The sequence below is a fragment of the Mucilaginibacter pankratovii genome, assembly GCF_014773265.1.
In the GTDB taxonomy this organism is placed as follows: Bacteria; Bacteroidota; Bacteroidia; order Sphingobacteriales; family Sphingobacteriaceae; genus Mucilaginibacter; species Mucilaginibacter pankratovii.
Map to the genome: position 1 here is coordinate 132946 of NZ_JACWMY010000015.1, position 14071 is coordinate 147016.

At 44.7% G+C, this 14071-nt stretch carries 16 protein-coding genes; 8 read left to right on the forward strand and 8 right to left on the reverse strand.

Annotated features, from left to right (window positions below):
- The first annotated feature begins 106 nt into the window (after positions 1 to 106).
- From IDJ77_RS24320 to IDJ77_RS24340, 5 genes are all read left to right on the forward strand, one after another.
- Positions 107 to 1948, forward strand: coding sequence for a glycoside hydrolase family 13 protein (locus tag IDJ77_RS24320; protein WP_191191587.1), 1842 nt, complete (start codon positions 107 to 109; stop codon positions 1946 to 1948).
- 1108 nt (positions 1949 to 3056) lie between these two features.
- Positions 3057 to 4244, forward strand: a complete 1188-nt coding sequence (locus tag IDJ77_RS24325; protein WP_224751217.1) for an MFS transporter — start codon at positions 3057 to 3059, stop codon at positions 4242 to 4244.
- Positions 4245 to 4475: 231 nt separating this feature from the next.
- Complete coding sequence (locus IDJ77_RS24330) at positions 4476 to 4667, forward strand: hypothetical protein (protein WP_191191588.1); 192 nt, start codon at positions 4476 to 4478, stop codon at positions 4665 to 4667.
- Positions 4668 to 4689: 22 nt separating this feature from the next.
- Positions 4690 to 4842, forward strand: a complete 153-nt coding sequence (locus IDJ77_RS24335; protein WP_191191589.1) for a hypothetical protein — start codon at positions 4690 to 4692, stop codon at positions 4840 to 4842.
- A gap of 44 nt (positions 4843 to 4886) precedes the next feature.
- The gene (locus IDJ77_RS24340) at positions 4887 to 5045 is read left to right on the forward strand and encodes a hypothetical protein (RefSeq protein WP_191191590.1); all 159 of its coding nucleotides are present in this window, start codon (positions 4887 to 4889) and stop codon (positions 5043 to 5045) included.
- Positions 5046 to 5117: 72 nt separating this feature from the next.
- Here the strand turns inward: IDJ77_RS24340 and lpxB are convergent, their stop codons facing one another.
- The gene (gene lpxB, locus IDJ77_RS24345) at positions 5118 to 6230 is read right to left on the reverse strand and encodes a lipid-A-disaccharide synthase (RefSeq protein ID WP_191191591.1); all 1113 of its coding nucleotides are present in this window, start codon (positions 6228 to 6230) and stop codon (positions 5118 to 5120) included.
- Between the two features lie 63 nt (positions 6231 to 6293).
- Between lpxB and IDJ77_RS24350 the strand changes: the two genes are divergently transcribed.
- Positions 6294 to 6755 (forward strand): DUF7684 family protein, encoded by a 462-nt coding sequence (locus tag IDJ77_RS24350; protein ID WP_191191592.1) that lies wholly within the window; start codon positions 6294 to 6296, stop codon positions 6753 to 6755.
- Between the two features lies 1 nt (position 6756).
- On the opposite strand, the gene IDJ77_RS24355 is transcribed toward IDJ77_RS24350, so the two are convergent.
- On the reverse strand, positions 6757 to 7023 hold the full coding sequence (locus tag IDJ77_RS24355) for a hypothetical protein (protein WP_191191593.1): 267 nt from the start codon (positions 7021 to 7023) through the stop codon (positions 6757 to 6759).
- Entirely contained in the window at positions 7013 to 7789 is a 777-nt protein-coding gene (gene surE / locus IDJ77_RS24360; protein WP_191191594.1) for a 5'/3'-nucleotidase SurE, read from the reverse strand. The genes IDJ77_RS24355 and surE overlap by 11 nt, the downstream gene beginning before the upstream one ends.
- A gap of 105 nt (positions 7790 to 7894) precedes the next feature.
- On the opposite strand from surE, the gene IDJ77_RS24365 reads away from it, so the two are divergent.
- Positions 7895 to 8449 carry a Uma2 family endonuclease gene (locus tag IDJ77_RS24365; protein WP_191191595.1) on the forward strand — a complete coding sequence of 185 codons (555 nt, stop codon included), beginning with the start codon at positions 7895 to 7897 and terminating at the stop codon, positions 8447 to 8449.
- Here IDJ77_RS24365 and IDJ77_RS24370 read toward each other — a convergent pair.
- The 5 genes from IDJ77_RS24370 to acs all read right to left on the reverse strand — a co-directional run bounded on the left by IDJ77_RS24370 (position 8446) and on the right by acs (position 13227).
- Positions 8446 to 9600, reverse strand: coding sequence for an acyltransferase family protein (locus IDJ77_RS24370; protein ID WP_191191596.1), 1155 nt, complete (start codon positions 9598 to 9600; stop codon positions 8446 to 8448). The genes IDJ77_RS24365 and IDJ77_RS24370 overlap by 4 nt on opposite strands.
- 180 nt (positions 9601 to 9780) lie before the next feature.
- On the reverse strand, positions 9781 to 9966 hold the full coding sequence (locus IDJ77_RS24375) for a CsbD family protein (protein WP_191191597.1): 186 nt from the start codon (positions 9964 to 9966) through the stop codon (positions 9781 to 9783).
- A gap of 128 nt (positions 9967 to 10094) precedes the next feature.
- Positions 10095 to 11042 carry an alpha/beta fold hydrolase gene (locus tag IDJ77_RS24380; RefSeq protein ID WP_191191598.1) on the reverse strand — a complete coding sequence of 316 codons (948 nt, stop codon included), beginning with the start codon at positions 11040 to 11042 and terminating at the stop codon, positions 10095 to 10097.
- Complete coding sequence (locus IDJ77_RS24385) at positions 11039 to 11230, reverse strand: hypothetical protein (protein ID WP_191191599.1); 192 nt, start codon at positions 11228 to 11230, stop codon at positions 11039 to 11041. Before IDJ77_RS24385 ends, IDJ77_RS24380 begins: the two co-directional genes overlap by 4 nt.
- Before the next feature lie 95 nt (positions 11231 to 11325).
- Positions 11326 to 13227 carry an acetate--CoA ligase gene (acs, locus tag IDJ77_RS24390; protein ID WP_191191600.1) on the reverse strand — a complete coding sequence of 634 codons (1902 nt, stop codon included), beginning with the start codon at positions 13225 to 13227 and terminating at the stop codon, positions 11326 to 11328.
- 179 nt (positions 13228 to 13406) lie between these two features.
- Between acs and IDJ77_RS24395 the strand changes: the two genes are divergently transcribed.
- On the forward strand, positions 13407 to 14069 hold the full coding sequence (locus IDJ77_RS24395; RefSeq protein WP_191191601.1) for a hypothetical protein: 663 nt from the start codon (positions 13407 to 13409) through the stop codon (positions 14067 to 14069).
- Positions 14070 to 14071: the final 2 nt, after the last annotated feature.

Below are 14071 nucleotides of genomic sequence, written 5' to 3' on the forward strand. Positions count from 1 at the left end.
GCGGTTTCTGCCGGGGAGGTTGTCGCTTTCAATTGCGCGCACAACAAATAAGTATCTATATTTGACCGGGCACCGCCCGGCAATTATTAAACTATTCATGTTCGGCATGAAAAATTATACCGCTATGCTTATTTGCTTGTTCGCCGCTTTTACCACCCAGGCACAGGATACCGCTACGCCCTTTGACAAAGCACCCGAATGGAGCAAAAGCGCTATCTGGTACCAGATCTTCCCCGAGCGGTTTCGCAATGGCGACAGCAAAAACAACCCCAGGCCCGAAAATATCAACATCCCCCCTATGGGGCAAATTGCGCCGGAGGGCTGGGCGGTGAACCAATGGACCGAAAACTGGTACGGCCAGCAAGGCTGGGAACAAGGCCGCGATTTTAACGACAATATGTACTACCGCCGATATGGTGGCGACCTGCAGGGAATTTTAGATAAGCTGGATTACCTGCAAAACCTGGGCGTAACCGCCCTGTTTATGAATCCCCTGAACGACGCGCCCTCGGCACATAAATACGATGCACGCCATTATCACCATATCGACGTAAATTTTGGCCCCGACCCGGAGGGTGATAACAAACTCATCGCCACCGAAAACCCTGCCGACCCTGCAACCTGGCAATGGACAGCTGCCGACAAACTTTTTCTGAAACTGGTAAAAGAGGTACATAAGCGTGGGATGCGCATCATTATGGACTATTCCTGGAACCATACAGGCGTAATGTTTTGGGCCTGGCAGGATGTGCTCAAAAACCAATCACATTCGCCGTATAAGGATTGGTACGAGATCCGGTCGTTTGATGATAGCAACACACCAGGGGATGAATTTGCCTACACCGGCTGGGTGGGCGTATCCAGCCTGCCCGAGATCCGCAAGGTGGATGTAGCAACGCCACGCGTAAATGGCCAACCCTACGAGGGTAATATTAACGAAGGCGCCAAAAAGCACATCTTCGCGGTAACCGAGCGCTGGCTGGCACCGGATGGTAACGCAGCCAATGGCATCGACGGCTTCCGACTGGATGTTGCCGACCAGATAGGCCTTGGTTTCTGGCGTGATTTCCGCAGGGAGGTTCGCCGTATAAAGCACGACGCCTATTTAGTAGGCGAAATTTGGTGGGACACCTGGCCCGATACGCTGATGGACCCAACGCCATACACCCATGGCGATATTTTTGATGCCGTAATGTTTTACCAGGCCTACCGCCCTGCACGCTATTTCTTTGCCAAAACAGATTTCCCGCTGGATGCCCTGCAGTTTAAGAACGAACTGGAGCACCAATGGAACCGCCTGCCCGAAGATAAGCGTTACGCCATGATGAACGTATCCAGTACGCACGACACCCCCCGCCTGCTTACTGATTTTTACAATACCAATAAATATAAGTTCCAGGCAAACCCGCGCGAAAACCCCAACTACCACACCGGCAAACCCGATGAGGAAACCTACAAACGCCTGCGCCTTTACCTGGTGCACCTGTTCACCAGCATTGGCGCCCCCCAAATTTGGAATGGCGAAGAGATGGGCATGTGGGGTGCCGACGACCCCGACCCGCGCAAACCCCTCTGGTGGCCCGATTACCAATTTGCCGACGAAACCCGCAACAACATCCAGCCCGGCGAAAAGGAATACGACCAGGTAGGCTTTAACCAGCAAACTTTTGATTGGTATAAAAAATTGATCGCTATCCGCAAGGATAACCCGGTGCTGGTGAATGGTAAAATAGAGTTTATACTTGCTGAAGGTGGCGAACTGATCTACCGCAGGTACAACGACAATAAGGAGATCACCGTTTACTTCAACAATACAGCAATTGGGCAGGATTATCATTTAGGAAGCGCAATATTGGTCGACCTGCTAAATGGTAAGCGCGAGTCTGGCATTTTACATCTCGAGCCGCTGCAGGCAGCGATCTTAAAACCAGAAATGATTACTTATTAGTGCAACAATATATTAGCCGACGTTCCGCGGGATGGAAGCCCACCTGCGCCTGAAAAAAAGTTTACAAAAGTTTACACTTTTCATATGTTAACTTTTATAAAATATTAATATTCAACTGCTTAACACTTTTACAGGGTTAACACTTTTTGGCTGATTTAGCGCTTCTTTTTGTCGATGGTTTTTTGTATATAGAGGTTAGAAAACCTTTATTAAAAAACCCTGAAAGCTTTTTTATAAGCATACGTCCCGCAGGGATTCTTTTTAAAATTTATTAGCCCACAAAATTTTCTTTTATAAGATCAAAGAGGCATCGCCTCGGCCAATATTGTAGCAACGGATTTCAATCCGTTGAATTAATATAATACAACCAAAGAGACCCGTAGGGTTCGGGACATGTATTGAACATTATCATATCTGGCAGATATGGGTCGTTCCTCCGGAACTCTATTGTATTTTTCGCATTATTCAACGGGTTGAAACCCGTTGCTACAATATGTGCCGTCCGCTATGCGGACTCTCGAATTGTGTAATCAGACAGAGTCTTGTGGGTTAAATAGACTTTGAAAATGGCCCTGCGGCAGACGGCATTCGCTATCTTTAATGCTTTTGTCTGAGTCGTTGATTTTTACTGATTGCATTGATGGCGCTGATTTATATTTAGTTACAAAAATAAGCATAATCGAATGCCGAAATCATAGGCGTCTTTAAATTCTAAACTAAGTCCAGGCGAAAAATCAACGAAATCCTAAAATCATTCAAATCAGCGGTTCAGAAATAAATTGCAATAAATCAGCGGTCAAAATTCTTGTAAAAAAGTAAAGCCCCTGATGGGCAGGGGCCTTTACTAACCAATTATAAACCTAAATTATGAGAAGACTATTTTATGTATCAACATTGTCTGTTCTTGTTGATGGTGTAAAAGTAACACTAACTTTTGAATTACAAAGAATTTATTTGTAATTTTTTTGTCATCCTTATATCAATGTACTTTTTTTGTTATTGTATTAACAAAGATACTTCATTTTGATTGAAATATTTTCAATTATTTATGAATTTATGCTGACTAAATGTTAAAATATCTTTTACACCTTTGTGAATATCTTAAAAAATGGCCGTTGCAACACACAAACCGCATTTAACTACCACCACCCTTTGGGTAATGACTTTAACCACCGGGCTTGTTGTGGCCAACTTATACTACAACCAGCCCTTATTAAACGATATGGCCGAAACTTTTCATGTTAGTAACGGCAAAGTGGGGCAGGTTAGTATGCTCACTCAAATTGGTTATGCCGTTGGCATCCTTTTCGTCATCCCGATGGCGGATATGGTAAAACGCAAGCGCCTGATGCTTATTGAGTTTGCATTCATCGTTTTGGCGCTATTGTTAACCGCCCTTGCACCCAACATACATATATTATTACTGTCGGGATTTTTATTGGGCGCTGCATCCATTATGGGGATGCTGCTGGTACCCATGGCCGCGCATCTGGCTGATCCGGCCGAACGCGGCAAAAAAATAGGATTTATCATGAGCGGGCTGTTGATAGGCATTCTGCTCTCCCGCACGCTGAGTGGTTTTGTTGGCGCTCATTTTGGCTGGCGCAGCATGTATTTTATAGCCGCCGGTATCATGATAATACTATGGCTGCTTATATACTTGCTATTGCCCGAGGTAGAGCCCGATTACAAAGGCAACTACCGCCAGCTGATGCGATCGCTGGTCGATTTAGTTAAAAACGAACCCAAACTGCGCCTGGCAGCTTTACGCGGTGCACTTTGCTTTGCCTGCTTCAGCGCGTTTTGGACCAGCCTGGTGTTCATGCTCAAACAAAACTTTAACGAAGGCAGCGATGTGGCCGGAGCCTTTGGGCTGGCAGGCGCTTTCGGTGCTATCGCTGCTGGGTTAATGGGCCGGCTGAGCGATAAAATGGACGCTTACAAACTTTCTACTATTACTTTGGCGCTGGTGCTGGTGTCGTTCATTATCTTCTGGTTTTCGGCATATAGCATCGTCGGTTTAATTATAGGGGTTATTATTATGGATATGGGCGTACAGGCTACGCATATCTCCAACCAGGCTATCATCTTCTCGCTGGATCCGGCGGCACGCAACCGCATCAACACCGTTTACATGGTAACTTATTTTACAGGTGGTGCAACGGGCACTTACCTGGCCACACTGGTTTGGGGTGCATATAACTGGCCGGGCATCTGCGCTATCGGCATTATCCTGTCGGGCATCACTATCGTTATCCATTTAATTACGCGCAAAACGATGCAGCGCACTGTCTGAAAACGAACAGTGTACACCTTTCCCGAACACCTGTTGACCACCATTTACCACACGGTGTACTTTTTTCTTGGATAGTTTTCCGGCGCATTTCCTTTAAAAGGGCGTAAAACAGCCCTTTTTGGCCTCTTTTTGTACACTGTGTAAAAAAACTTTACGCGTACCGCCATTTTTTTTGAGCGGCTCCTGTTTTTTGGCACAAAGTTGGAATAAGTACTTTCAAACGGAGACACCATGGAAATCGACAAGAAACCAGAAGCCCCGGCTGAAGAGAAAGAATGGGAAAACCCGGTAGCACCGGAAAAACCAGCCGACCACCGGGAAGAGGAACAACTGGAAAGGCAAATGAGGGAAGCGAAGCGCAGGCACGATAACCTTGAAGAAAACCAGGACGAAGCAAGTGATAACGAACAAGCTAAAAACTAAACATCATTTAAAAATATTGATCATGAAAACTACTCCATCACAAGCATCAGCAAGCAAACTGGTAAACCGTTTCGATAAAGAATTGAGAACTCTTTTAATGAATGATCTGAAGGCTATCCGGTCGGTAAAAGAACAAATACGCGCAATTAACGCTAATGGTTTAACAGCCGCATAGTTTTACATAGCTATTAATACTGATAACATTCAAAGCATCTACCTATGAAAACCTACAAAAAACCAGCTACCGGCAAACTTTTTGCCCGTTTTGATAACGAATTGAGAAGCTTATTAATGGAAGACCTGAAGGCTTTAAAGGAAAGAGGCCAGTTTACCACACGCAACAACCAGGCTACACAACAAACGTTGTCGGCCGCCTGATCTATATATATTCTATCTACCTATTTAAAACAGTACTTTGAGAAAAACAAGGCTCGGCAGCAATGCAGGGCCTTATTTTTTTGAGGCGTATTTGATAATCAGCGTGGCGGTTTTGGCAGAAGCACCTGGCTTACCCATGCGCTGATCCAGCAGATCGTAATCGGCGAGCATGGTGTTACGGTAATCTTCCAGGCCTACCAGTTTATCCAATTCGTTGGCGATGGTGTGGAAATCGCAATCCTGCTGGATCAGTTCCTTTACCACTTCTTTATCCATAATAAGGTTCACCAGCGAGATGAATTTTATCTTCACCAGCATTTTGGCTATACCAATAGTAATCGCGTTGCCTTTATAAACTACCACCTGCGGTACGTTAAGCAAAGCGGTTTCTAAAGTGGCGGTGCCCGATGCTACGATAGCAGCTTCGGCATTGCTCAAAAGATCATAAGTGGCGTTGAACACTACGGGGATATGCATACCGCCGATGTACTGGCGGTAATACTCGGCATCGAAGGTTGGCGCACCCGCTATTACAAACTGGAAGTTGGTGAACCGCCCCGCAACCTTAGCCATCTCGGGTAACAAGCGGCTGATCTCCTGCTTGCGGCTTCCGGGTAACAGGGCAACTATTTTTTTACCGATGAGCATATTGTTCTTCAGGAAACCGGGATTGGGGGTAAAAGCATCTACAGCATCCAAAAGCGGGTTACCCACGTAATCGATATCCATGCCCCATGCCTTGTAAAACTCTACTTCGAAAGGCAGGATACAAAACAGGTGATCTACAGATCTCTTTATTTTTAATACCCGTTTCTGGTTCCAGGCCCAAACTTTGGGGGAAATGTAATAGCAAACCAGCAGGCCTTTCTTTTTGGCGAATTCTGCTATTTTTAGGTTGAAGCCGGGGAAATCTATCAGGACCAAAACATCCGGCTGATAAGTTAGGATGTCCTTTTTGCAAAGGTTCATATTTTTAAGGATGGTGCCCAGGTTGGCCACTACCTCAACAAAGCCCATAAAGGCCATATCCTCGTAGTGTTTTATTAGCGTACCACCTTCGGCCTCCATCAGGTCGCCGCCAAAAAACCGGAACTCGGCCTTGGGGTCTTTTTCCTTCAGCGCCTTCATCAAATTAGCCCCATGCAAATCGCCCGAGGCTTCGCCGGCTACCAGGTAATACTTCATGCTACAATGATACTGAGTAAAATATTGTTTATTGAAAAATGAGTGAGTAATTTAGTTTTTATCATGATTGATATAGCAACAGTTAACAGTCGAAAAGTTTTTTATCAAAAATACAGCACCGAACTACCCTGGAGTAAGAACATTCCAACGCAAAACTGGCTGGCTTTTGTAATTGTAGCTAATCAGGCTAAAACTAAGTTAGCTGAAATTGCCAATAAATTAATTGGACATAATGCATGCTTTATTTGCTGTTCGGGAGCGCAAGGCGAATTGTTGCATGATATGATTGATGAAGAAATAGTTTTCAGGCAGGTGGATTTTGAGGACCTCTATCTCCCCCCTTTTGACATTGTTACAACCTGGCACAACAACATAGCCGAGGGACTATGGTATGCAACAAAAGCAGCTTGTAATGACCCTATTAAAATTGATAAAGTAGTATGCTTAGATGCAAGCGAAAGCGGCATTGAGCCAGAGATCCGGGAGTTGCTTTTTAAATTTAACGAGGGTTACATTCCTGATTAAATTATCGGTTATGTATCTTAAATAGAAAAACTACCAGTGTAAAAGCAAAGGTAAACATCATTATACCCTTAGCTGTATTATCGAGTTTATTTTTAAAACAGTAACGCAGCAACACCAAATTCAAACCAATAGCAATGAGGTAGGGCACCGCTGGCTTATCCATAATCAGGGTATCACCGTGCAGCACATACTCAAATACAACCCAGCTTAAGGCAGGCAAAACACTACCTATGGCAAGGCCCACTCCTACACTATTTTTATTCAACATTAAAGTTCCAGGTGTTTAAAACGGGAATGGCGTGATGCGCCGTCATATCAAACTGAACGGGCACTACCGAGGCGTAATTATGCTCCAGCGCCCAAACGTCGGTATCCTCACCATTGTCGTTATTCTGGAAAACGCCGGTAAGCCAGTAATACGGGCGTTTATAAGGATCCATTCGTTGATCAAATTCTTCCGCCCATTTGGCGTTGGCCTGGCGGCAGATCTTAATGCCTTTTATATCGTGTGTGTTCGGGAAGTTGACGTTGAGGAGGGTGCCGACAGGCAGGCCGTTCTGCAATACCTGCAGGGCAATTTCCCTGATGAATTTCTCGCAATGCTCAAAGTTTGCCTGCAACGAGTAATCATCCAGCGAGAAGCCTATGGACGGGATACTCTCTATCGCCCCTTCTACCGCTGCAGACATGGTGCCCGAGTATAGCACGTTGATGGAATTATTTAATCCGTGGTTGATGCCCGATACGCAGAGGTCCGGTTTTTCACCTTTGAAAATTTTGGTTACCGCCAGCTTCACACAATCAACCGGTGTGCCGCTGCAACTGTAGATCTCGATGCCTTCGTACAGGTCCACCTTATCCAAACGGAGCGGTTTGCCAATGGTAATAGCATGCCCCATCCCCGATTGAGGGCTGTCGGGTGCTACAACCACAACGCGGCCGATCTCCTTCATTACATGCATCAGGGTTTTGATGCCCGGCGCGGTTACGCCATCGTCGTTTACAACAAGTATAGTGGGTTTGGTAGATTTCATCAAGTAATTTGTTTTCTATAGGATGATGAGCTACTATGTGCTAATTTGTTTTTTGGCAGCACATGGTGGTTTGTCATTTGGCACAAAATTAGTTATATTTGATTTATGCTTACCGCTGAAAAGAAAAAGAAATACACTGTTGAAGATTACATGCTTCTGGAGGAGGGTGCGCCTTTTCAGCTTATCAATTATGATTTAGTTATGTCGCCTTCGCCTATCCCTTTACATCAGGTAATATCTATCAGATTTTCTAATGCTTTAGTAAACTTTTTAGATGCCACGGAAAATAACGGGTTTATTGTTGCAGCCCCTATGGACGTAAAGTTTGATGAGGGAAACGTGCTTCAGCCGGATATACTTTATGTCACCGAATCAAGAGCCGCCGAAATAGTAAAAACAAGGGTAGAAGGTGCGCCTGATTTGGTTGTGGAAATATTATCTCCATCAAATGCTTATTACGATCTCCGTCAGAAAAAAGACATTTACGAGAAATACGGGGTTAAGGAATATATAATCATCGATCCAATACAAGAGAATGCAGAAGTATATATCTTGAAGGATGAAGTATACTTCTTACATCAAAAAGCGCAAAAAGCGGAAACATTACAGTCTGTTTTATTGGAAGGCTTTAGCTTCGATTTAAATAAGATCTTCCGCTAAACCACCCTATTTACCCCTGGTATCCTCACCACCAATAATCCCAGCAAAAAGCTGCCAAGAACTGCCAGCGGCCCCACCACTAAAAATTTTAAAGCAGGCTCTATAGCCCAGCTATGCAAGGCGACCGATAAGCCTATCAGTATCAGTGGGTGGAAAATATAGACCGCAAACGAGCTTCGGGCTAACAAGCTTAAAAAAGCAGATGGCTTATTCCAGCGCGTTTTGCCGATGCAAAGCAATGCGGTAACGATGGTGAAGCCTACCAATTGCTCCCACACGGCGTACCATAAACTTTGCCAGTGCCCGCCCACGTTATAGTATTCCACGGGGAAACCTACCAACTGCCTTACCACAAAAAATACGGGGAAGCCGATAAACACCAAACACAGCGCAATGGTGCGCATGGTTTTGCCTGTGGCATAATCGGCATTACTAATCCATTTGCTGCGCGAGGCGATGATCCCCAAAACAAACATGGCTACATATTGCGCAAAATGTCCTAACTGAAAACCCAGAGGTTTCAACACCCAGCCAACCGGAAAAAATATCCGAACGGTATAGGTTAGCACCCCAACACAAATGGCAAAAGTGAGAATCTTTACTGTCGACGGGATTGGCTTCGAGACAAGCCTGTCATCAACAAACATTCGGAACAAAGCATAAGCCAGCGTGAACAGCAGCAGCGCGGCCACAAACCACAGTACACCAAAATCTATCCAGCTATCAAACCCGCCCAGGTATTGGGCATAGGTGATCTTTGGATGCGTACCGGTATAATTATAAGGCATGAAACTGAGGAAGGGCGACAGTACCAGCGAGTAAAATACCAGTGGCAGGCCCAGTCGCAGCAACCTATCGGTAATAAATTTGGCAGGTCCTTTTTTATCATAAGATGATGGAATGAACAATGCCGACAGGAAAAAGAAGAAGCCCATAAAAAACGCCTGGTTTACGGCCACGAATGCCGTCATGGGTACAATGGCACCCAAAAGCTTTGTTTTCTCGTTAAAATACCAGTTACCCGGCGCACCATAAGTAATAACGGTATGGTGCAGGATAACCAATACAGTGAGTACCACTTTCAGGTGGTCGATATATACGATCTTGCCTTTGGGGTGTTCGGGCGTGATGGCGGATTTAGTTTCGGGCATTGCGTGATAATGGATTTGGATGGGTAAAATACAAAGATTAATCTATAATAGGTTTAGGTAATCGACACCCTTTTAAGCCGAACGTTGCGTCGCCCTAAAAATAAAAAAGCCCCGCTATGCAGGGCAATTAAATATAAAAGTAGTGCTTTTAACTAATCTCTAACCTCCAGCCTCTAATCACTACAAGCTATTTATCCATTTCACCAGGTCCTCGCGGGTTTTGCCGGTTTTCTGTTGGATGCGGCCAAGAGTTTCATCGTCCTTTCCTTCTTCGTGTGCCAGATCGTCGTCGGTGAGATCGCCGTAGGCTTGTTTTATTTTTCCTTTCAGCTCGTTCCAGCCGCCTTTTAATTCTAACTTATCCATGGTATTTTTCTCCTTATTTAGATGTATAAAGAGAACAGGCGGGGGACTATTTGGTTTTGTTTAGAATCAAGAAATAAGAGACAAGAATCAAGACAGGAGAATTATAGAAGCTTCTTGACTCTTGATTCTCAACTCTTGTCTCTACGCCAGACTTCTTCCCTCACTATCCGCTCAAACTCCTCAAAACACTCCACATGCGGGAAATGCGCGGCATCCGGGAAAGTATAGAACCGTTTTTTAAGCGCGCTTAGCTTTTCAAAGTAATCCTTCGCCCCTTCGTAATAAGTATGATGGTCGTGTTCACCGTGGAAGAAGTAAACGGGTATTTGGTATTCGGTTACCACCTCATTGATATTGGTGTTGATGATTGCATCCCATAGCCTGTTAACACTAAGCGTAGAGCCTTTCATATAATTCAGCTTATCGGCAAAAGTATATTCTTTACAGGTAAGCAGCTTCCATATCGCCAACAAAAAAATGTTCTTCTGCCGCATGCTGCCGCGATAACGCGCTACCTGCCATCGTTGGAAATTAAGGTACCTGAACCAGGCTTTTGCGCCTGCATCCTTGGAGGGCACAGTCCACTTTTTTAATTTACGAAGCACGCCGCTATCCTTGCGCAGGGTAGCTTGCTCATTAATAAAGTTGTAAGATTCTAATTCGGACAAGTATTGATTGGTCACCTGCCCTACGCTTAAGTATGCGTGGTAGAGTTCGGGGTAACGCTGTACTACCAACGAGCCTAAAAAAGTGCCCCATGACTGGCCCAGCACGTATATTTTCTCTTGCCCGAATTTTTGGAGGAGGTAACGGCTTACCGCTTCGGCATCCATTATCATCTGCTCCAGCGATATGGAGTTCTTATCTTCGAGTGCAGCATAAGACCGTCCCGCTCCCCGCTGTTCCCAATAACAAATGGTGAACAGTTTTTCCAGCGGCTTCAGCGTATCCTTCACAAAAAACAAATCCGGTGTTCCCGGCCCGCCATGCAGGTACAGTAACACCGGATTCTCCTGGCTTTCGCCTTCGATTAAAATGTATTGTTTATTGCCGTTGATGATGGGCGTATCGGTCATTTCAGCGAGGTAATAAAATCTAATTTTTCCATGTCGTTTAAGAGAATGGATTTTCGTCCTTCTTCCATTGCAGTTAGATAGTATTTATCATCTTCTCCAGATTCCGACAATTCTATTTTAAGCGCTCTTGCCAACTCTATAATAAGAGGCAAATGCTTTTTTTGAACGTTTTTCAACACGAGTTCCATATACCAAGTTTAAGATATTCTTATGTAAGAAAAAAGTCCGTGACAAATATGTTTGCCACGGACTTTTACAATGTCTAATGGATATTAATCTTATCCTACAAAGCTCCCGCCTTTATCTCCTCCACAACAGCAGGATCCAACAGCGTAGAAGTATCGCCCAAATTCCCGGTATCCCCCTCGGCTATCTTCCTTAAGATCCTGCGCATAATTTTGCCCGAACGTGTTTTTGGCAGGCCGGTCACAAACTGGATCTTATCGGGCCGGGCAATAGCACCAATGATGCGGGCTACCGTCATCATAATATCTTTACGGGTAAGTTCCGCATCGCCGTGTTGGTTGGGGCATACTACAAAGGCGTAAACGCCCTGGCCTTTTATATCGTGCGGGTAACCAACCACGGCACTTTCCACTACTGTAGCATGCATATTAATGGCATTCTCCACCTCGGCAGTGCCAATACGGTGGCCGGATACATTAAGCACATCATCTACACGACCAGTAATGCGGTAATAGCCATCCTCATCGCGCAGGCAGCCGTCGCCGGTAAAATATAAATTCTCGTAAGTAGCAAAATAGGTGGTGCGGCAGCGCTCGTGGTCGCCGTAAGTGGTACGCAACATCCCCGGCCACGGGAATTTGATACAAAGGTTCCCGCTTACGCCATTGCCTTCTATCACTTTACCGGTCTCATCTACCAATACAGGCTGCACGCCCGGCAATGGCAGGGTTGCGTAGCCTGGTTTAGTTGGCGTAATGCCTGCAATCGGCGATATCATAAAGCCGCCGGTTTCGGTTTGCCACCAGGTATCTACAATTGGGCATTTACCCTGGCCTATCTTTTCATCAAACCAGTGCCACGCCTCCTCGTTTATCGGCTCGCCTACCGACCCTAATTTCTTTAGCGAACTAAAATCGCGACCTTTTACCACATCATCGCCAAAACTCATCAGCGAGCGGATGGCGGTTGGGGCCGTATATAATATATTAACCTTAAATTTCTCTACAATATCCCACAGGCGGCCTGCGCTTGGGTAGGTTGGGATCCCCTCAAACATTACTGATGTAGCACACTGGGTAAGCGGACCATAAGCGATGTAGGAGTGGCCGGTTATCCAGCCGATATCTGCCGTACAAAAATAAACTTCGCCAGGCTGGTACTGGAACGCGTTACTGAATGTGTAGCCGGTATAAACCATATAACCACCGCAAGTATGTACCACACCTTTTGGCTTGCCTGTAGACCCCGAAGTATAAAGGATGAACAGCATATCCTCGGCATCCATTTCTTCTGCCGGGCAATCGGGGTTACCCTGGGTCTCTACTTTTTTAATTTCGTCTTCCCACCATACATCGCGCCCCTTTATCATAGATACAGGCACACGGCTGCGGGTTAAAACAATCACTTTTTTTATCGACGGGCATTGCACCAATGCGTCATCAATAATATTTTTCAGCGGCACTTCTTTTGTGCCACGGAAACCGCCATCGGCAGTTATTACAATGTTACATTCGGCATCCTTTATTCTATCGGCAATAGATTGTGCCGAAAAACCGCCGAATACTACCGAATGTACGGCCCCGATACGGGCGCAGGCCAAAACGGCAATGGCCAGCTCGGGCACCATAGGCATGTAGATGCAAATACGGTCGCCTTTTTTGGCGCCGTTGTTTTTAAGCACATTGGCAAACTGGCAAACCTTGGCGTGCAGTTGTTTATAGGTGAGGATGCGGTGGTCTTCGCTTGGGTCGTTTGGTTCCCAAATGATAGCCGTGGTATCGCCGTTATGTTCCAGGTGGCGGTCGAGGCAGTTCTCGGTAATGTTCAGTTTGGCGCCTTCAAACCACTTTATTTTTGGTTCTTTAAAGTTCCAGTCTAAAACCTTATCCCACTTTTTTTTCCATAAAAAATTGTTGGCAATGCCTTCCCAAAATTGCTCGGGCTGTTCCACACTCAGGCTATAGGCCTGCTGGTATTCTTCAAACGACTTAACTTGCATAGTGATGTATAAATGGTGGCGTAAATTAGTAATTTTTGTGTTAAGCGGATAATAAATTTAAGGCTTCTTAAAATATTTTAAGAAGTGTTATTCTAACGTATTTGGTGTACCCAAAGGTCAATTTAAATGGTATCTTTATTTTATCCGCAAATTGACATGAATAGATTGCTATACTTTTAATGCTTTCGTTGGCTGGGTTTGCCCAAACAAATAAACAGCAACAGTCGACAGAACTGCTAACCGAACCTTTTGAGGTTTTAAAAGGTCGCGTGAAACAAGTAATCGAGACCAGAGTAAGTTTACGGGGAAGCCCTCTTTTAATGCTTCATCACGATACAATAGTCTTTGATAAAAAAGGACATCAAGTTGAGTTAAGGGCACGCCCTGCCGGTCGATTTTTATATACATACCAATCCATTGATACTGATATGGAAATAGTGTTAATTCATCCAAGTGGAAACTGGAAAAGAATTTATAGAAGAGCAAGTAATGGGCTTATTGTTGAAACCGTGGATTATCTTAAAAATGAAATCTCTGAGCAACATATCTATACTTATGATTCACTTGGCAGAGTAACCGAAAGGAAAACCTTTATTAAAAAAAATGGTACCAGTTATAGTACACGATATTATTATAACAACCGTGGATGTTTAAAAGAAGAAAGAAATTCATCTGTTGGCAAAAAGGACAATCTCATATTAGAAAAAACATTAGAAAAAACAGAATACCAATACCTTTCTTTCGATAAGAAAGGAAACTGGACAACGCAAACCAAAACCAATCATCATTTAAATAATACAGATTCTCCCGATACCGTTACCCGCAAAATCACTTATTATTAATA